Here is an 18,847-nt window from a genome sequence, read left to right as displayed (position 1 = left end):
AATAGATGGTGCAATCAATGCAGTACCCGTACACCAATAAAAGTTCGATTTAGTTATAGTGTAGTATGTTTTATGATAGAAGCTGACACAATAGAGTTCGATAAAGGAGTTTCGCCGATTGAATTTCACAGACCGGATGATTTGATGGAGATTGTGGAGCGGATTAATAAGAAAAGTGTTGGGGAGTAAGGGGTATTTTAATTGTTTTTTAGATGTTTTCTGAATGCTAGAAGTATTGATATATCTACGATTGAAAGCATTTTTGTGACCACATTTTTGACCCCGAAATTTAACGTTTAAAAAATATTTGTGACCAAAAAGATCGTGAAAAGTCTCTTCAACTATTACTTGCTTTTGAAATTATTGAATCTGAATACATTTTATTAGAAGAATCGGACTCAATTGATGAAAAAAAGTTACTAGAAGATTTACTCGCTCTAGAAGAAAAACAAAGCCTAAATCCAATGCAACAGCTCAAGGACGTTTAGAACTAAGTATCTTGTGTTAAATTCCTTTCGGCAACCGTAAAACCTCAAAATGTGCATGTTGTAAAAAAAATCTCCTGTTAGTTACTTAGTTATAGCTCATATTAAAAAACGTAAATTCACATCTAAAGAGGAAAAACTAATTCAAATATTGTCTGCCCTTTATGTTTTTTCGGTTGTGACGCTGCTTTTGAAAAAGGCGATATTTTTGTTGAAGACGGATTATTTAGAATGAATCAAACTGCTAACACATTATCTAGCAGAAGCCTTAAAGCATTTTCACAATCAACCTTGCGATTATTATAATGATATTACAGAGAATTTTTTAAATGGTACAAAGATTTCCATGTATTAAATGTACCGATTAAATAACATAAAACCAAACTCATTTAATTTACGGGTTTGGTTTTTTGTTTGATAAAAGAAGTTTGGGTTAATAACTTCTCTTATTTCGAAAAATAATAAAATCGATATTTCATTAATTGAAAGAACTGTGTGAAAAAGCGGATTTTACCTAGTTTGGGCTGTCTTTTTTTATTAATTGAAAAGTTGTTATGAAGATTTTGCAAGAAAACTAATGCCTCATTTTCCCCAAATAAAAGGAATTCATTTATCGTTATTTTGTTTTTCTCCTGTTACCTTTTTCACTTTCAACTTACCAGTATGTACTAATGAGAACTCCACTTTATCATCTATATCTGACTTAATTTCTATGAATTGAAACTTTGGTGTTATTTCTTTTTTTTCCAAGTTAACAGGAGCAATAATAAATTTGTCTTTATAGGTATTAATAACAACAAAATTCTGATCATTAGTACTTTCCATAATTAGATAATCTTCTTTTTCAGCAGCACTATTACTACCATACATAATAATCCAACCTCCTACTATTAAGATACATAGACCGATAGCCAACTTTGGAGAAGGTATATCAAATTTCACAACTACTACAATTAGTATTAAAAAAGGGATTAATTCTATAGGCTTTAGCAGACCAAATAGATACATTCCTAGAGGAATAAGGAAAAAAATTAAAGAGAGATTTTCAAAAAACGTTTTAATCTTTTTCTTCCTAACACTTAAGAAAGGAAAGGTCTCAAAAATGAGCCTACTATACTCCGGTATCACAAACAAAAAGCCTATTGCAAATACAACAAGCACAATTACAAAAGCCAAATTCTCCATTTTAAGCTCAAGAAAATTCTTAGGCAATCCATAATATTGATTAAATGAAGTACCGTATATGTAATAAATGCCATAACCAACAACCGCAGCAACGCTTAACCAAACTCCAATATCAGAGTCTTTTATCTTTTGTATTAGATTCTTCATCCATATCACTCCCACTAAATTTATTCTAATTCTCGGAACTGTATTTCGCTTAACTTCCTCTATTTTACAATACTTATAATTTTTTAATTGTACTATTATCTATTTTGCCTTCGATAAAAGGGTGTTTAGTAGAGGATAAACTAAATAGACCTCGTTCGAAGTCACACACTCGGTTTGAAAAATCGTGATGTGTGAGTATACCTACTATGTACAATTCTCATAGATGCAGGGGCAAATAATGTGGAAATTACCCCCTCACCCACTTCCTGTTATTAAACATTCATTTTGAATACTTAATAGATCAAGAACCTTCCTTTTGATATTACAAAAATCTGGAATATACTCAGGTTATACGATATGATTACATAAAACACTAACCACTTTGTATCTTTAGTTGCGCAGGTTTCAACCATATTTCCCCATTCCTGATTTTCTTCATACTGCTTTCTCTTGTTACATTTTCGGGTGATGCGTATAAAATCTACACGTAATCTAATACAATCAATTCTATTTACCATAAATTCTATTTACCATAAATTCAGCAACATGTGGAATTTTAGGGAACATGGTGTTTACTTGGTTCAACGCTGTGCAAGAGGCAGATTCAAGCCTCCGTAGCTAAAGATACAAAAATACGATAATCTTAAGCTTGTCGTTTTTCTTTTTACTTTGAAGATGTTTAAACAATAGTAACACGATTAAATAGCACCTGATTAGTAATGTTAAAATAAAGAATAGACAGGGTTTCACCCTGCCTTGTACTTACTGAATAGTATTCCCTTTCTCTTGGTTGCCCTGTACAAATGAAACTATCAGTCTGTTTACACCGTTGCTTTATAGCTATCATTTGGCTTTATCTTAGTGCCTTAGTGTACTTATCAATTATTGTTACATAAGTTAGTTTAAAACATGCTAGTTGCTGATGAATTTCTCCCTCAGTCCATTCAGATGGGAGCTTTCTTGATAACACCTCTCCAAACTTTATAATAGTACTTTTAAATTCTTCAAGTTTTGTCATCTGCATTACCCGTGAATCTTCAGAAGGATGAGCATTGTTCATCGATGCAATTCCTTTATGAAGTAATATCGGAATATATCTTTGATGCAAACCATATTTATCGTTATGCCACTAAATGAATGAAGTAACTGTTCTATGTCACTTCTAGATATTTCAAGACCGTTTCTTTGAGATTTTGCTTCGATTATTACATTAGTATCCTCCTCAAATCTCCATAAATTATCTGGTCCATCTCCATCTTCTTCCTCTGGTCTTTGGCATCCAAGAAACTGTCCAATTTTATAAACACTTTCTTCAAACTGTCAATATGTGATGAATAGACAAAGTTAGTTAATAAATCCTCAATGGCTATTAAGACATCAGTGCCATTACATAGTTAGATATCCACTACTTTATAATTCCTGCTTGTCTTCCCTTGACCTTTGTATTCTTTGCAAGGTATTTATGACGTGGCTTTAGTACCTTTAATGATTTGTCCTTAGCTAATATTTCTGATCATTTGAACGAACAGGATCTAATGGATATATTAGACTAGCTGCAACCTGGGTATACCAAGCCTCATCTATTTCATTAAGCTGCTTTTGATATGTTTGTATATAAACTAGCATGTTATTTAAAGATTCGTATACATTTCTCTTTTATACAAATCCATTGATTTTTGCTCATATATAGATAACTCTAAAAGAAATGATATGTCCTCTTTACTATTCGGTTCAACCTGGAAAATCATTTCTTTATGAAAATCATGCCAATCTTGATTTCTTGCTAAAACACCATCAACCGCACCAACAATCTCTTTTATAGCCTCTTCTGCATTTTTAGGTTTTTCGTCCTCAAAAAGAGTTAGTCCAAAGTCTATTTGTTCTCTTGTTTTTGGAGCGAAATATTCCCTGTCTATCCAAAAAAAATGTGAAAATTTCAATCTTTTGATTTGTTTTTATTTATCAAAGAATTTGGAAAGATTCTGTAGAATTGTTTATAGAGGTGTATAAAATGGTTAAAAGTAAAATAGGTATTTTACTGAGGACTTCCAAATACAAACGTGAATTCATTCAAAAAGAATTGGGAATCACAGCAAATACACTTTCAAATTGGTCTACAGGTAAAACATATCCAACTATAGATAAAGCTTATGAATTAGCAAAACTACTGGATGTTAATATCACTGATCTTTATCAGTGGGGGAACCAAGAGGAATAAATTCATAATTATAGGAGTGGTTATTGTGGAAGATTTTATTCAGCAAATGAAATCATTAGCTAGCCGTATCGAACGAATTAAAGGGAATGTTCAAACTGAAGAGGCTACTAAAACATCTTTAATCATGCCTTTAATTCAGGCACTGGGATATGATATTTTCAATCCTGAAGAACTAGTCCCAGAATTTATTGCAGATGTGGGCATTAAAAAAGGCGAAAAAATTGACTATGCTATCATGCAGGCTGGAGAACCTGTTATTCTAATTGAAGCTAAAAGTGTTAATGAAAAGTTAGGAAAACATGATTCTCAATTATTTAGATATTTCGGGACTACTCAAGCAAAGTTTGCAATATTGACAAATGGTATTGAATATAAATTCTTTACCGACTTGGAAGAGCCAAATAAAATGGATCAAAAACCTTTCTTTGTTTTTAATATGCTTGATTTACGTGATACCCAAATAAATGAAATTAGTAAATTTAAAAAATCTGATTTCGATGTAATAAATGTATTAACTACTGCTTCTGATTTAAAATACACGAATGAAATTAAGCAATTTCTTTCTAAACAATGGGAAGAACCTTCAGATGAATTTGTTAGACTTATAATTAATGAGGTTTATCAGGGAATCAAAACTAAAAAGGTACTCGACAACTTTAAAGACATCGTAAAAAAATCATTAAATCAATTTGTAAATGAAAAAGTAAATGACAAGTTACAACAAGCGTTAAATTCAGATACAGCAGAAAGCAAGAAGTCCGATACTTTTGTTGAAAGTGAAGTTATTGAGCTACAACAAGAAACCATAGCCGCTGCTGTTGAAGAAATTACTACCACTGAAGAAGAAATAGAGGGTTATGTACTAATAAAGTTAATTTTAAGGGAAGAATTTGAACCAACTAGAATTTATTATCGTGATAATCGTAGCTATTTTAATGTATTACTTGATGACAATATTAGAAAATGGATATGTCGTTTAGGCTTTAATTCAAGTAATAAATACATTCAACTAAATGACGAAATGAAAACGAGTATCAAAATTGAATCAGTAAATGACATACAAAATTATAAAAATGAAATAATTAATGTAGCCAAACAATTTGCTTAACTATACAAAAATGCCCCTACTCGATTAGAGTAAGGGCTATGTTTTTATCCTTTTACAATATTTACGAGTATCCCTTTTTCTTTAACTTTGCTGCTAATTTTTCAGCATTTTTCTCATTTATAATTAATCAAAAAAGACAGTGAGTTAATCTTTGCTTACTGTCTTTTAATGTATAACTAAACGATAAGTTATTCAGCTGTTCCTTCTTCCCTTGTTCCCATTGCTAATTCTCCTTTGTAGAAAAGGAATACCCCTAAAAAAGACAATAAGAAACAACTTTAATGCATTTTTAAAAAAACTTACAATTATTCCTGTACCATCATTCTGAGCTATCACTTGGAATTTTCTAAAATTAATCTGGAATAATTCAATCATCTACTTCTTACTTCCTTTGCGAAAGGTTCTATCGAGAAATGTTTTCTTTTTCTCAGGAGGCACAGGAAGAAAGAAACGATTCTTACTTGTTACATCAAGATAAGGCGTTAATATGTCAGTCTTCTCCTCTACAGAAGTTGCGGTATTTAACTGTTCTTCAATTTTTGCAAAATGTTTTGCTGTTGAGCCTTTTGACTTAAAGACAAAACGCCCATCCGGGAATTTTTGTGATTCTGCTGTTTCTTTTTCAGAATATGCATGGACAGACGGACGTGCCCAAAAAACATTTTTCCGCACCACACGTGCAGGACTTCCTGCAGCTGATACATTTGATGGGAGCGATTTTGTCACAAGTGACTTTGCACCTAAAATTGAACCTGTACCAACTTCTACTCCTTTAAGAATCATGACGTCCTGCCCAATCCAAATGTGGTCACCTAAGTACACACTTTTTGTTGGGTTAATCCGTTTTCGAGTTGTTCCATCGTAGATCAAATGTGGATCTGCCAAACGAACGACTACACCACTTGAAAACATATTATCATCACCGATGAACAGATTCTTTTGCTCAGAGAGAATAAATCTCGCTGCTCCATTAAATGAATAGTTGCGACCTAGGAAAAATGTATTGTCATTCCAAACATTGACTCTTATCGTTGCATTGCGTTTGGATTTCCCAATGATCATGAGCGAGTTGTTGCCATTAAAACTTAGCGTCGCATCTTTAAATTCCGCTCCACGTTCAATAATTAACCGATTTCCTTCACCAAACAATTTGATTTTACTATTCACAAACGAAATCTCATCTTCGGTATTTCCTATAAAGAGTATTTCATTATCCGTTTCTGGTTTCTGTAATATATTTAAAATGATTTCCATACTATTCGTACCCTCTTTTTCAAAGTGTTGAAAACGTGTTCATTATACATCATTTTTTACTCAACACAAAGACTGCCTAAGAAACCTGAGGAGATGTAAAGCTGAAGCCTTCGGATTTACTATTGATTATCGCTATTTTGCGGAATGGAAAATAATATCTTAGTTTTATATTGACTAAACGTTCATTCAATAATAAAATAAATCTGAAAATTCAGTGATGAAAAAGGAGGGGTTGCATTGGATTTACATTTCGAGGTTAATGGCAAGGGTCTTCCTGTTGTTCTTATTCATGGTGGTGGTGTTGATTTGAGGCAATGGACATTTTTAGCATCTCTTTTAACTAAAAATTACAAAGTGATCGTTTTTGATGGCCGTGGTGCCGGAAAATCCCCATCCCCCATAAAACATGCAAACTATGTAGAGGATGTATTGGCACTAATGGATTACCTGGAACTTACTCAGGCAACGATTATAGGTCATTCCATGGGCGGACAGATTGCCACTGATTTAGCCCTTAATTATCCAGAAAGGGTATCGAAACTTGTATTAATTGCTCCTTCTTTAACTGGTTTTCCCTATTCAAATGAGTTTGAACAATATCATAACAAGATATTGGAAAGTGCCCCCAATATAGATAAGATGTTAGAGCTTGCCCTTCATTCACCAACATACCAAGTTGTTATCGATAGTCCGCACAAAGATCTCACTGTCAAAATGCTCAGGCATCATTTCGGGCGTATGCTTAAGTGGCCCGCTGATTTCTGCATGATATGGCCGCGGCCGCCGGCAATGGAACGATTAGAAGAATTGAACACCGAAACTTTATTTTTTATCGGCAAAAAGGACTTGGCAGATAATTTCCGGGTTGCCGATTGTTTCCGAAAGGTACCAAACATCCGTTTCATCGAAATAGAGGATGCCGATCATATGCTGCCCCTCACCCATTCTGAAATTTTATATCAAGAATTCACTGCTTTTATGGAGGATTGAAGATAAAATGCCACGTACACCCGAAGAGAATGACCGTATTCGCCAAGCATCCAAAGAAAAAATTCGCGCTGCAGCCATGGAGTTATTTATAAAACAAGGCTATTACGCTACTTCCATAAGTGATATTGCTAAGCAGGCGGGCATTTCGAAAGGGTTACTCTATAACTATTATAAAGGAAAAGAAGAACTGCTTTCTGAAATGGTCGAGGCCAGAATCAAGGAGGTGGTGGAGGTCATGGAAGAAGCTTTCACCTTAAATACACCTCGTGAACAGCTTGAACATATAATCAATGGTGCCATAGATAATATCCACCAAAATCCAGAAGTCCATCGGTTCTATCTACACCTTCAAACTCAGCCAGAATCAGATGAAGAGTTGATAAAATACAGTCATCTCATAATTGAAGGAAATGCTAGACAATTTGAGTTTCAATGTAAAATATTTGAAAGTATGAGTGAAACGGAACCAAGGAAACGATCGTTATATTTTTCATCTGTGCTACAAGGAATTATGTTGATGATATCCACCTATCAACAGGGATTTCCGATAGAAGAAATGAAGAACCAGATTATAAGCGAGTTTTGTAACTAATCTTGAATGAAGATTTAAAAAGGAACTTCCACAGCTAAAATGGAGAAAAAAGAGATCGTCATTGACGGTCTCTTTTATGGGAAGAACTATTTATTAATACATTCATCTCGAACATGCATCATTGTCATATTAGTGAAAGCCTTAATATTTCTCCCCCTATCACTCATCGTCTGCTGACTACTTTGAAAATGGACGGTTTGGTATTCCAAGATGCAGATTCTAAAAAATATTCACTTGGCACGGTGTTTATCGATTATGCAAATAAACTTATAACCGATGTACCTTTTGTCTCGATAATCGATCCACCATTGATTAAATTAAGAGACGAAACACAGAAAACCGTTGGGTTTTATATGTTAACAAACATGGTTAGGATGTGTGTAATTGAACATGTAAGTAATCAGGAAATTAGCAGAAGGGCAGGTGTTGGCAATAATTCCGCTACAGCTCGGCTCAAGCGGACGGGTAATTTTGGCATTTCTAAGCGAAGGGTTACAGACACAAGTATTAAACCTCCTTCCAGAGGAAGAAAGAAAAATGCTACAACAACAATTGGGAATTATAGTAATACTCGTTACTCAATTAATGAGGAAGAAATCACGAAGAATGTAGCTGCATTATCAGCACCAGTTTTCGGTGCTAAAGGAAAAGTCATTGGAGCTATCTCCATTTCCGGTCCTTTCTTTCGCTGGCATAAGGAATCGATGGAACAACATATCTCTTTATTGTTAAAAACTGCTGAAAGTATTTCCAATTCCCTATATTAAATTATTTCAAAATATCACAGAAAAAAATCTCTTCAGAAACATAACTGAAGAGATTTTTTCACGACGACCCGCTTTAACCAAAACGATGAATGAAGACGATAATTCCTGCCCATCTATTCTACTAACAGAATACCGTCGGCAATCGGGCGTTCACCTGCTGCATCAGATGGTCTTGTGACTCGGTCATCCCCAACTGTCATGGTCGTCGATCCGCCGCCGTCAAGATTGATGGCATCGACTGCCCCTAATGACTTCATGACTTTCGCACTTTCTTCAAAATTAGCCCCCACGCTCCATCCTGGTGCGCGTCCATCAATGGTGACAAATAATAGATTGCCATTCTCTTTGATCCCTGCTAGCGTCCTTGGATTACGGCGTTCCCCAAAACGATAATAAAAGCCTGGATCTTCTTCCCAGTGAAAGCCTTCCTCTACGGCATTAATGGAAATTTCTCCGTTTTCCAATAATCGAGGACCTCCATTAATCATACTTGTAGTTTGGTTTAACTTTAATTGCCTTCCATCCCCGATGATTTTACTTTTCACTTGAATCTTCATTCCTTGTCGGGCATGGTCACGAAGCCACTCTGCCGCCTCCCCCGTTCCCGCAAGAACGGAACCACTGCTTGGAATGTCTCCCCCACGCTTGTTACGGATTTCCGCCACTACCCCTGCATGATTTACTACCACTTCCATACCGTCGCCCGATTCTGTCTTTTCTCCAAATACGGACGTATATTGGATAAGTTCACTTTCATCCTTACAAGTAAAATCATGTTTTGCCCGTTCTGTTGTCGTATCTCCTCCAACACCGCCACAATTGCGGATTAATCCTGGCTTCCGATTCAATCCATCCACTTCCCTAACCGCCCCATCAGATGAAGTAGCCTGAATTGACGTGGACACAGATGCAATGTTTGCCTTCCCTTCAGCAGAAGATAAAATCAGAGCTGAACGTCCATTTATAGCTTCACTGACAAGTTGACCTTTGCTTGCGAATATACCGGCAAGATCGCCTGGTGTTCCATCCTTCTCTCCCATAACAAAGTATCCTGCATTAACTCCTGCAATGGCATCATTTCTATCAGCGATTTTGGTCAATGTTTCTTTTCCTGTCACTGCATCATTTGCTAATTCAGGCACCACATGCCCATGAAATCGATCCTGATCCACTTCAAGGACGTTCACTACCCATGGTCCTGTTGTTTTCTCTCCGTCTTCACCCGTATACACAGTCCGAAGTCCAGAATATCCCTTTTCAGATAACTTGTTTTTCATTTCGGCTGCATCTGCTTCTAGCTGATATTGACCGATGCGAACAATGTACCCAAGCGGTCCCTTTTTCCGGTCATCCACGGCCCGATCCGATTCTTTTATGATATGAGCATTTTTGAAACCGTCTTTCTTTAAACTTCCCAACAATATCTTTGCCTGCTTTTGTGTTTCTACAAATGCCACATCCACTGTGTAAAAGTCTTTAGAAGATGTTTCACCACGATTGATTTTGGTATACTTCACTCCTGGTGCTAGATTCATGGAAGTTCTTTTCTCCTGCAAATTTGGGGTTCCAAGCGGAAGTAAATGATTTTTCATTTGCACTTGTGATTGAACATTCAATTTTGCTTGAACTGGAGTTTCGGGAATGGCATTTACAAACATCACAGATGCCAGACTAATAGAGGCGATAGGCAAAATTGGCTTTTTCCATATTTTTTTCATTTTTTCCTCCAATAAAGTTATGTCCTCCTTTAACTTTATTGTCTAAATGTGATGGAAAATTAAAAAAACTATTATATTTCAGTCAATTTTAAGTGAACAAAAATGAGCATAAATACTCGATAAATATTACAATTCAGATTTGTGAATGGATAAATTTGAGTATTTTGTCTTTGTATACAGTTAATCAAAAGTTTTGCTGGATAATCGTGAATATTATAAGATATGTGTGGGGTCATCTCCTAGGAGGTGAAATTTATGGAAACAGTAAAAAAGAACTTGTTGTTAATACCAACCATCTTGTCGGTTATCAATGTCATCTGCCTTGCTTCATTCCTTATTGGACTTAGTGTTATGAACCACCCAATTTCAAGAATTTTAACTGATCTTGGCTTGTTATGCCCATTGATCGCAACTTCATCATTCTTCTATTTAATGATTAAAGTCAAAAAGCATTCCGCATTAAAGTACTTTCATTTCGTAAATGCGGTTACATTTCTTGTCCCCCGTATGTATTCTTACGTTTCTTATACTTCGATTCCTAAACGATTGGGATATTTACTTTTAAAATGACTGCTAGTTTTTCATTCATAAAAAAAAGCCCTCATAGGGCTTTTTTGCTAAGCTAATTTTAAGCAATATAGTTCTATTCCATTTCAAATATCATCCAAATAGTTTTGCAAAGGTATTTTCACCGGCGATGCCGTCTGCAGATAATCCATTGGCCCTTTGAAATGCCTTCACAGCTATTTCCGTTCCGCTTCCAAAGATACCATCCATGCCATGTGGATTATGTCCTTCCAAATAAAGTGCAGCTTGAAGGATATAGGTGATATTCCCTTCGGCCCCTTCCCTAACATTAGGTGAAGCCGCTTTTGTTTGGGGTCCCCATATTCCATCAACCTTAATCTTTGCACCATATTGTTTATTCAATTCGGTTTGAAAACCCTTGATCAGCGCTTTTTTAGTATTGGGACCATAATATCCATCAACATCTATTTTTGTTCTATATCTGCTATTTAATGTCCTCTGAATGGACTTGATAGTTTGGTTGCCGCTGTCCTTTGCTGGTGTATCTTTTACAATGACTTCGGATTCGACTTGTGTAGGTGGTGGAGTGGTTCCATTCACTTTTGATATCAGTCTAGGCTTTGTTCCCGCATTTAACTCAGAATAAGTCAGTCCGCCCGTCATATCCAAGTGCGGATAATCTTTAAAGCTTGACCAATCCCCGCCCCATGCAAAGCCCAAGGATTTACCAATAGCCGCTACCCGTCTCCATTTTGCATCAACTGTCCATATGCCATTCTTTCCATCATCGCTGACTATGAAATAATCAATGGCTAGTCCATAGTTATGGTAAGATTGACCTGGCATCGCGTTGGTCACTCTCGGCTTCGATAAATCACTATAATTTTTACCATCGTATATATAACCTAGGCGACCTTGACCATATAGCTTTGCTTGCTCTTCCATAGAACGATAACCTGCGCTGATTTGCACGAAAATGCCTTCCTGGTATGCCCGTTTAACCATTTCCAAAGCTGATTCTTTTACGACTGGATGAATTCCGCTGCCCATATTCTTTTCTGAACGATCCAATAAAGTTTCTAATTTAACTGTCAATTCAATCACCTCCTAATATGTTATGGTGCTAATTAGGAAATGCTTGTACAGCTACCTTGACGTTACAAAAAAATCGCCCTTTTTATGTGGATCTAGTAAGCTTTCATCGTTCTTAAATAAAAAAAGCACAACCCCTAATGGAATTGTGCTTTTTTATATTGGCTGTTTTCGCATACTTTGTTGCTATTTACGAAGTAGTGCAGTGTGGTTGATTTCCCCTCCAGGTGCTCGCTTTCCGCGGGGCGGGCGGTGCTCCCGCAGGAGTCTCGCACTTCCGCTCCAATCAACCTAAAATAGTTTCGTTTTAAAAACAACAATCTTTACGAAAAGGGCCTTTATATTAAAGTGGCTTATTCTGATCTTCCTTATATTTTCCAATGACTTTTATCAATTCATCCAGCTTTTCATTTCTTTCTTGATCTAATCTTGTCTTTGCATTGATGAATTTTATGATCTTAATAATGAAATAAACACTTAAAACAATAAGTCCCAAATAAAACAAAATCGGTATGATTGCAAAAAGCCCTATTAAACTGCTGGCTTCGTCCATGAATAATTTCTCCCAAATGTAAAATATAGCATTATTATACAGGAAAAACAAAGAAGGCGTCCGATAACGATTTATTATTTCAATAATTATTTTGCGAAAAAAAACTGAAGCTAGTTATTAGGATCAGATAGGGGTAAAACAATATTCAAGGATTTGGTTCAGAAAAAGGGTGAAATTTAAGTTACCCATAATAAAAACCCCTATTTTTTCTATTAAAATATAACCATATATTTCTTGGCGATCTAATCAAAAAATCCATCGTAGTTATTCAATACATGATCCCTTTTTATAATAAGGCTTTCCATATTATCAAGGAACTTTGTCGACCTTTTCCAGGTATAAGAGGTACCTGTATACGAAAGACCGAGAGTTTCCAAAAGTCTTGAAACTCCGCCAAGTGTATACCACTCTCCTCATTCCTGTTCAAGCTCAATTTTCAGCTAAAGTGTAATTCTTTAATTCCAATAAGGTTAGTGTTACCATATAGTGAGTATATCTTCTAAATGAAGGAGCCAATCATGAATCCCAATATTTTATTGCGTAATAATGTAAAGATTAGAGGAAGAGGTACACGACCAATGATATTTGCACCAGGTTTTGGTTGTGATCAAAATGTCTGGCAATCAGTTGCAAAAGATTTCGAAGATGAATACCATATTATTCTATTTGACTATGTTGGATCAGGTAATTCAGATATACAGGCATATAATGTGGAAAGATACAGTACTCTTGATGGGTATGCACAAGACGTACTTGATGTTTGTTCGGCATTAGACCTAAAAGATGCTATATTTGTTGGACACTCTGTTGGATGTGTGATTGGGATGCTGGCATCCATTAAACATCCTGAATATTTTTCTAAACTTGTCCTGGTTGGTCCTTCCCCTTGCTACCTTAATCTCCCTAATGATTATTACGGGGGGTTCGAGAAAGAACAACTTTTAGGATTGATTGATATGATGGACAAAAATTACATAGGCTGGGCAACCGCTTTTGCGGGAACGGTCATGAGTAATCCAGATCGCCCAGAGCTTAAACGGGATTTAGAGAATCGTTTTTGTTCTACTGATCCCATTATCGCACGACAATTTGCGGAGGTTACCTTTTTTGCAGACAACCGTAAAGATTTAGCAAAAGTAAAAGTACCATCACTCATTTTGCAATGTTCCAAAGATGTTATTGCTCCGTCAGCAGTAGGTGAATATATTCATAAGCATCTTCCCGATAGTACATTGAAGATGATGAAAGCAACAGGACACTGTCCACATATGAGTCATCCAGAAGAGACGATATTCTTAATTCGACAGTTTTTGGATGAATTTCCGACAAACGATTTATAGATAGAGATGGGTGTGAATTTTTGTGAATGAACAACTAAATGAGGCACCCTGCGGATATTTAACTTTATCAGAAGAAGATGATATTTTATCCGTTAATCAAACCTTACTTAAATTATTGGGGTATAATCTCGATCAATTGCAAGGGCAGCCTATTAATTATATCCTCTCGGCTTCAGCTATACTCTTTCATCAGCTTTATCTGGTTCCTCTGATTAAATTAGAAAATCAGATTGAGGAAATATATATATCCTTAAAGTCTGTAGATGATGAAGAAATACCTGTGTTACTCAACGCTGTTCAAAGAGAACGAGATGGAAGAACCATTATTGAGTGTGTGGTGATTCCAATGCGAAAAAGAAACGAATTAGAAAATGAGCTTCTTATAGCGAAAAAAGAGGCAGAGACCGCACTAAATGCTAGGAATAAGGCTTATGCTGATTTAGAGATTGCTCATGAAACGATGAAAATGCAAAAGAATAAGCTGATTGAATTGAACGAAAAAAATGAAAAATTCAAAGTAGATACAGAAAGAGAACTGGGTCTTGCAAAAAAGATACAAGAGACACTATTGCCAGTTCCTATTATTAATGAACATCTTGAAATTCAAGCGTATTATAAAGGCTCCAATCAATTATCGGGTGATATATATGGTTTTTACCAAATTGACGCCCAGCGGTATGGCCTTATCCTACTTGATGTGATGGGGCATGGGCTTTCTTCTGCCCTAATAACCATGTCACTACATTCCATATTTGAAAGATTAATTTTAAAAGGTTCGGAAGTGAAAACGGTGATGAAAGAATTAGATGACCATCTCCATTCTTTATTCAAAAACACAAGTAAATCATCTCATTACTGCACTGCCGTCTACCTTTTAATCGATACTGATAAGAGAGAAATTAATTATATAAATGCAGGCCATCCATCCGTTCTTTTACAGGAAATAAACGGAAAACAATATGAGTTGCGTTCTAATCGGCCGCCACTCGGGATGTTTGAAGATATACTTTTTAAAACAAATACCATTACATACAATAAGGAAAGTATGCTGTGCCTTTATACAGATGGAGTTGAAGAACCTATAGGTTCAGACCGTTTATGCTCATTGTTAAAGACCTATTCCACTGCCCCTTTATCCACAATTAAGGAGGAAGTTATACAAACGCTTAGATATGAAGAGGACACTCTCCAACGTAAAGATGACCAATGTCTTATTTTAGTTAAACTAAAATAAAACATCGGGGTTGTGCTATCTGCTACATAACTAATCCAAGTTACTGTTCAATTTCTTGGGAGTTCGTATAGGGATTAACTTTAGTTCAATGAACTTTTATTTTCTATATCCCATGCTTAAAAACACTCTGCCATAATGGTTGAGTGTTTTTTCACCTTTATATATTTCAGCGCAATTCCACTAATATATATCACGCATGTCCAAATAAAAAAGGCAGCCGCTGGGCCTGCCTCTGTTGAACAACTTATGTCCAGTCATTCATTTAGTGATTAATGACGGCGCTTGTTTTTTTTGCATTTGCACTTACATTTACAACGCTTTCCAGGAAACCATACTGTACTTGGGTCATTGTTTTCAAAACATTTTTCTTCATAACAACAGTTTATCTCCATCCTAACACCCTCCTTACTATTGTATATGCATGGACCGATGGAAGGTGTGGACAAGTTGCTAAAAGTTTAGACTGAATGCAAATCAATTCATCATGATTCTGGACAATTTCCAATGTATGTGGAAGCAAACTAAAACCTCCCCCAGTTTTATGGCCAGGAATAAACGATCTTCGCATCATTATTTTCGTTCAAACATATATGATTTCTCAACGATTAAACCATAATATAGTTATGTAAACAACTACTTGTCATTATTTTAATAATAGTTAATCGAAAAAACCTCAATATCAAGTATTTAACGACGCATGCGGAAAATTATGACACGAACCGAGCTATTTTATCCCTCTTCTTAGGATGCGGCATCCGGTTGAATGTGCTATCCACCTTAACTACTAGACTTGGTTTACGAAGAAAAACACAATACTAGCAGGGGTGACGGTTTAGTTCACGGAGTTTAGCAATCTGGCGAAAGTTATTGACAATGATTATCATTCCTATTAATATGTTGATGTAGTCATTGAAAATGAATATCATTATTAATTAGACATTTTTTAGTATATTTTTAACCTACACTATATCAGTAAGGAGAAAATCAAAATGAAAAAGCTATTCATACCCTTCCTGCTCTTGTTCGTGCTTATCCTTAGTGCCTGTGGGAACAACGAGAAAGCGAACGAAAATAATGATTCCAAGACAAAATCAGAAACAATTACATATCAATCAGAAACTGGCCCTGTTGAGATTCCTAAAAACCCAAAAAGAATAATAGCTCTCTCCAATGGACCTAATGTATTGGCTTTAGAAGGTAATATTGTTGGAATAGATCAATGGACTAATATGAATCCCCTTTTTCAAGATAGACTTAAGGGCGTGGAAGTCGTTTCAGAAGATGACCTGGAGAAAATCATTGAACTGGAACCGGATTTAATCATAGCGGGATCCGAGATGAAAAATATCGGAAAGCTAAATGAAATTGCTCCGACTGTTGTATTCACTTGGGGGAAATTAGATTATTTATCACAGCAAATAGAGATTGGAAAACTTTTAAACAAAGAAAAGGAAGCAAAAGAATGGGTTAATGATTTCGAAACGCGTGCAGAAACAGCAGGAAAAGCGATACGTGCAAAAATTGGTGAAGATGCAACCGTTTCTGTCATTGAAAATGATGCTAAAGAGTTTTATGTATTTGGAAATAATTATGCACGCGGAACAGAAATATTGTATCAAGCAATGGACTTGAAAATGCCTGAAAAAGTAAAAGAAAAGGCACTTAAATCCGGCATTTATGTCCTCTCATCTGAAGTGCTTCCTGAATATACTGGAGATTATATTATCTTTAGTAAAAACCCGGACGTAGTTAATTCATTTGTGGAGACCGAAACGTGGAAAAATATACCTGCAGTTAAGAACGATCGTATATTTGAAATAAATAGTAAAGCATCCACTTACAGTGATCCAATCACTCTAGAGCATCTTCTAGAATTTTTCGAAAAATCATTTCTTAACAAATAGTATGCAAAGAAGGAATTCTTTAAATGAGAATTCCTTCTTTTATGTGTTTTATACTTGTATCTTCGAAAAAACAAAAAGCACTTTTGCCTAAAAGGCAATCAAGTGCTAAATCCAACTGATATTCATATCAAATGAAAAGACCTAAACTTTACCGTTAAGGTCATACAAAAAAACAAGCTTTTCTTATCCTCCACTAGTCTTTCTTGAGGTAGTCTTCTAAAATACTCTTATCATATTCAGTTTCAGGTAAAAGACCCAAACGAGTATATTCCCAAATAACCCTTCTTTCGTGATCATCTGCATCTGATAAATCTTCATAATCATAGTCAACCTTAAATTTTCCTGTACTTTCTAAAGTAAAAGATAAATTGGTCCATTGTTCTTGATTATTATCTTTAAATTCATCTAATAATTCTTTTAAAACCTTTATTAACCTCCGCCATGTTTCTCTATACTCTATTCTACTAATACTATGTAATTCAGGGATATCGTGACTATATATGAGTTTATCATTAATAATAGGCTGATAGAAAAAGAACGCAGTCCCTGTCCCCTCATTAACTTCTCCATACAAAATTACTTTACTCCATTCTTCTGGAATCATCCCATTTACAGTTTGAGCTATTTTCAGGTAATATTCATTTAGTTTTGATTCATTCATTTTTTATCCCCCTGCTCTATTTTCGAATGTTCTTAAATCCCAACGGCCATCGTAAATTTTATACTCTATGTCGAAACTTGTAGGTCGAGTTGAATTTCCCTCATACACAGGATATATTTTCACTTCTACTGTTTTAGGAGGATTACTGTCTAAAGCTTTTGCCCAAGATATTTCAAGTTTTTTCCATTCTCCCATATTCAGGTTTGCATTCATAGGAACAAGGTTGTCTAGATGACCAGATCCTTTAAATATGCTGGCGATTAAGTGGCCCCCTTGATCATCTGGCAAGCGGTCTTCCCTTCCAGCAATCCGCTGAGCATAATTGTTTCGTTTACCACTGCCTAAGTCGAGAGAACCTTCTACACTTGTTATCCACCCTTTTCGTCTGTTTTATATACATGACCACCAGGGGATGTATATTCAATATTCGGTTTTAAAACTTTCTTCATTCGCTCTCTTGTATAATGCTTTCCATACTCCACTTTTGTAATTTCAATGGAGCCCTTTGCAAGCACTACTTTGCCTGTACCCTTATCACCATCACTCTTCACCGCAAACTTCTGCACGATATCCTTAATCGTCGTTTTATCAAATGTGACATGTTTATAGTTATTTCCATACACCGTCGCTAATTCTTCGACCCTTATACGGAGAGGCACTTTCACTTTACCGATTTCCCTGCCGAAGGCTTGAACCTTCTGAACCTGCTTTTGCGTAAATTCCTTGCTGTAAGGGACAAACCTTGTACCACTTGCTACTTTATCGGCGACCTTCGCCGCACCAGCCACACCGCCGATTCCGAGTGCCATCAACAGCCCGTTCTGGCGCTGTTCCTCGGTCAGTTGGTTGCCGATCATGTCTTTGCCTGTGGCTGCTTCACCGAGGCCGTTGGCTGCGAGGAGCCCGTATATCCCGTATTCGGTTTTCTGGAGGAGGCTAAAGCCTTTTGTCGTTTTATAGGCATCTAGTGCGTGGTCTGCTGGACAGCTTGCGCCCTGTTACTGGATCGACTCCGTTATTATTTGATTGCTTTACTTTTCATGTCACTTTATCCAACCACTTGCGTACACT

At 35.9% G+C, this 18,847-nt stretch carries 20 protein-coding genes; 10 read left to right on the top strand and 10 right to left on the bottom strand.

The features are described from left to right. Positions 1-72: 72 nt before the first annotated feature. Complete coding sequence (locus NYE65_RS24460; RefSeq protein ID WP_191930165.1) at positions 73-189, top strand: DUF3898 domain-containing protein; 117 nt, start codon at positions 73-75, stop codon at positions 187-189. A gap of 902 nt (positions 190-1,091) precedes the next feature. Here the strand turns inward: NYE65_RS24460 and NYE65_RS24455 are convergent. The 3 genes from NYE65_RS24455 to NYE65_RS24445 form a co-directional block, all read right to left on the bottom strand. Further along, positions 1,092-1,817, bottom strand: coding sequence for a hypothetical protein (locus NYE65_RS24455; protein ID WP_095396337.1), 726 nt, complete (start codon positions 1,815-1,817; stop codon positions 1,092-1,094). 853 nt (positions 1,818-2,670) lie between these two features. Continuing rightward, the gene (locus tag NYE65_RS24450) at positions 2,671-2,877 is read right to left on the bottom strand and encodes a hypothetical protein (RefSeq protein ID WP_340861924.1); all 207 of its coding nucleotides are present in this window, start codon (positions 2,875-2,877) and stop codon (positions 2,671-2,673) included. 571 nt (positions 2,878-3,448) lie between these two features. Continuing rightward, positions 3,449-3,757 (bottom strand): hypothetical protein, encoded by a 309-nt coding sequence (locus tag NYE65_RS24445; RefSeq protein WP_340861923.1) that lies wholly within the window; start codon positions 3,755-3,757, stop codon positions 3,449-3,451. 71 nt (positions 3,758-3,828) lie between these two features. Between NYE65_RS24445 and NYE65_RS24440 the strand changes: the two genes are divergently transcribed. Together NYE65_RS24440 and NYE65_RS24435 are read left to right on the top strand one after the other, a co-directional pair. Next, positions 3,829-4,035 carry a helix-turn-helix transcriptional regulator gene (locus NYE65_RS24440; RefSeq protein ID WP_095396334.1) on the top strand — a complete coding sequence of 69 codons (207 nt, stop codon included), beginning with the start codon at positions 3,829-3,831 and terminating at the stop codon, positions 4,033-4,035. Between the two features lie 25 nt (positions 4,036-4,060). Beyond that, entirely contained in the window at positions 4,061-5,143 is a 1,083-nt protein-coding gene (locus tag NYE65_RS24435) for a type I restriction endonuclease (RefSeq protein WP_095396333.1), read from the top strand. A gap of 375 nt (positions 5,144-5,518) precedes the next feature. Here the strand turns inward: NYE65_RS24435 and NYE65_RS24430 are convergent, their stop codons facing one another. Then, positions 5,519-6,397, bottom strand: a complete 879-nt coding sequence (locus tag NYE65_RS24430) for an acyltransferase (RefSeq protein ID WP_340861922.1) — start codon at positions 6,395-6,397, stop codon at positions 5,519-5,521. A gap of 237 nt (positions 6,398-6,634) precedes the next feature. Here NYE65_RS24430 and NYE65_RS24425 point away from each other — a divergent pair, with 237 nt between their 5' ends. From NYE65_RS24425 to NYE65_RS24415, 3 genes are all read left to right on the top strand, one after another. Continuing rightward, positions 6,635-7,387, top strand: a complete 753-nt coding sequence (locus tag NYE65_RS24425; protein WP_340861921.1) for an alpha/beta fold hydrolase — start codon at positions 6,635-6,637, stop codon at positions 7,385-7,387. Between the two features lie 7 nt (positions 7,388-7,394). Then, positions 7,395-7,979 (top strand): TetR/AcrR family transcriptional regulator, encoded by a 585-nt coding sequence (locus NYE65_RS24420; protein ID WP_340861920.1) that lies wholly within the window; start codon positions 7,395-7,397, stop codon positions 7,977-7,979. A 188-nt stretch (positions 7,980-8,167) separates the two neighbouring features. Beyond that, positions 8,168-8,746, top strand: a complete 579-nt coding sequence (locus tag NYE65_RS24415) for an IclR family transcriptional regulator domain-containing protein (protein ID WP_340861919.1) — start codon at positions 8,168-8,170, stop codon at positions 8,744-8,746. 113 nt (positions 8,747-8,859) lie between these two features. Here the strand turns inward: NYE65_RS24415 and NYE65_RS24410 are convergent, their stop codons facing one another. Next, positions 8,860-10,464, bottom strand: a complete 1,605-nt coding sequence (locus NYE65_RS24410; protein ID WP_340861918.1) for a phosphodiester glycosidase family protein — start codon at positions 10,462-10,464, stop codon at positions 8,860-8,862. A gap of 255 nt (positions 10,465-10,719) precedes the next feature. Here NYE65_RS24410 and NYE65_RS24405 point away from each other — a divergent pair, with 255 nt between their 5' ends. Beyond that, positions 10,720-11,034, top strand: a complete 315-nt coding sequence (locus NYE65_RS24405; RefSeq protein WP_340861917.1) for a hypothetical protein — start codon at positions 10,720-10,722, stop codon at positions 11,032-11,034. Between the two features lie 90 nt (positions 11,035-11,124). Here NYE65_RS24405 and NYE65_RS24400 read toward each other — a convergent pair whose 3' ends face one another. Together NYE65_RS24400 and NYE65_RS24395 are read right to left on the bottom strand one after the other, a co-directional pair. Further along, on the bottom strand, positions 11,125-12,087 hold the full coding sequence (locus NYE65_RS24400; protein WP_340861916.1) for a peptidoglycan-binding protein: 963 nt from the start codon (positions 12,085-12,087) through the stop codon (positions 11,125-11,127). A gap of 340 nt (positions 12,088-12,427) precedes the next feature. After that, the gene (locus NYE65_RS24395; protein WP_340861915.1) at positions 12,428-12,637 is read right to left on the bottom strand and encodes a hypothetical protein; all 210 of its coding nucleotides are present in this window, start codon (positions 12,635-12,637) and stop codon (positions 12,428-12,430) included. Between the two features lie 518 nt (positions 12,638-13,155). Here NYE65_RS24395 and NYE65_RS24390 point away from each other — a divergent pair. From NYE65_RS24390 to NYE65_RS24380, 3 genes are all read left to right on the top strand, one after another. Continuing rightward, positions 13,156-13,977, top strand: coding sequence for an alpha/beta fold hydrolase (locus NYE65_RS24390; RefSeq protein ID WP_034312169.1), 822 nt, complete (start codon positions 13,156-13,158; stop codon positions 13,975-13,977). A 22-nt stretch (positions 13,978-13,999) separates the two neighbouring features. Continuing rightward, a complete protein-coding gene (locus tag NYE65_RS24385; RefSeq protein ID WP_340861914.1) occupies positions 14,000-15,211 on the top strand; it encodes a SpoIIE family protein phosphatase in 1,212 nt (403 codons plus the stop codon). Between the two features lie 989 nt (positions 15,212-16,200). Then, positions 16,201-17,115 (top strand): iron-hydroxamate ABC transporter substrate-binding protein, encoded by a 915-nt coding sequence (locus NYE65_RS24380; protein WP_063576316.1) that lies wholly within the window; start codon positions 16,201-16,203, stop codon positions 17,113-17,115. 193 nt (positions 17,116-17,308) lie between these two features. Here NYE65_RS24380 and NYE65_RS24375 read toward each other — a convergent pair whose 3' ends face one another. The 3 genes from NYE65_RS24375 to NYE65_RS24365 are packed head-to-tail and all read right to left on the bottom strand — an operon-like array spanning position 17,309 to position 18,633. Next, a complete protein-coding gene (locus NYE65_RS24375) occupies positions 17,309-17,776 on the bottom strand; it encodes an antitoxin YezG family protein (protein ID WP_340861913.1) in 468 nt (155 codons plus the stop codon). 3 nt (positions 17,777-17,779) lie between these two features. Further along, on the bottom strand, positions 17,780-18,148 hold the full coding sequence (locus NYE65_RS24370; RefSeq protein WP_328177281.1) for a DNA/RNA non-specific endonuclease: 369 nt from the start codon (positions 18,146-18,148) through the stop codon (positions 17,780-17,782). Next, a complete protein-coding gene (locus NYE65_RS24365) occupies positions 18,145-18,633 on the bottom strand; it encodes a hypothetical protein (protein WP_340861912.1) in 489 nt (162 codons plus the stop codon). Before NYE65_RS24365 ends, NYE65_RS24370 begins: the two co-directional genes overlap by 4 nt. Positions 18,634-18,847: the final 214 nt, after the last annotated feature.

Source organism: Peribacillus sp. FSL R5-0717, assembly GCF_038002945.1.
In the GTDB taxonomy this organism is placed as follows: domain Bacteria; phylum Bacillota; class Bacilli; order Bacillales; family DSM-1321; genus Peribacillus; species Peribacillus frigoritolerans.
This window is presented reverse-complemented; position numbering and strand designations above follow the sequence as displayed.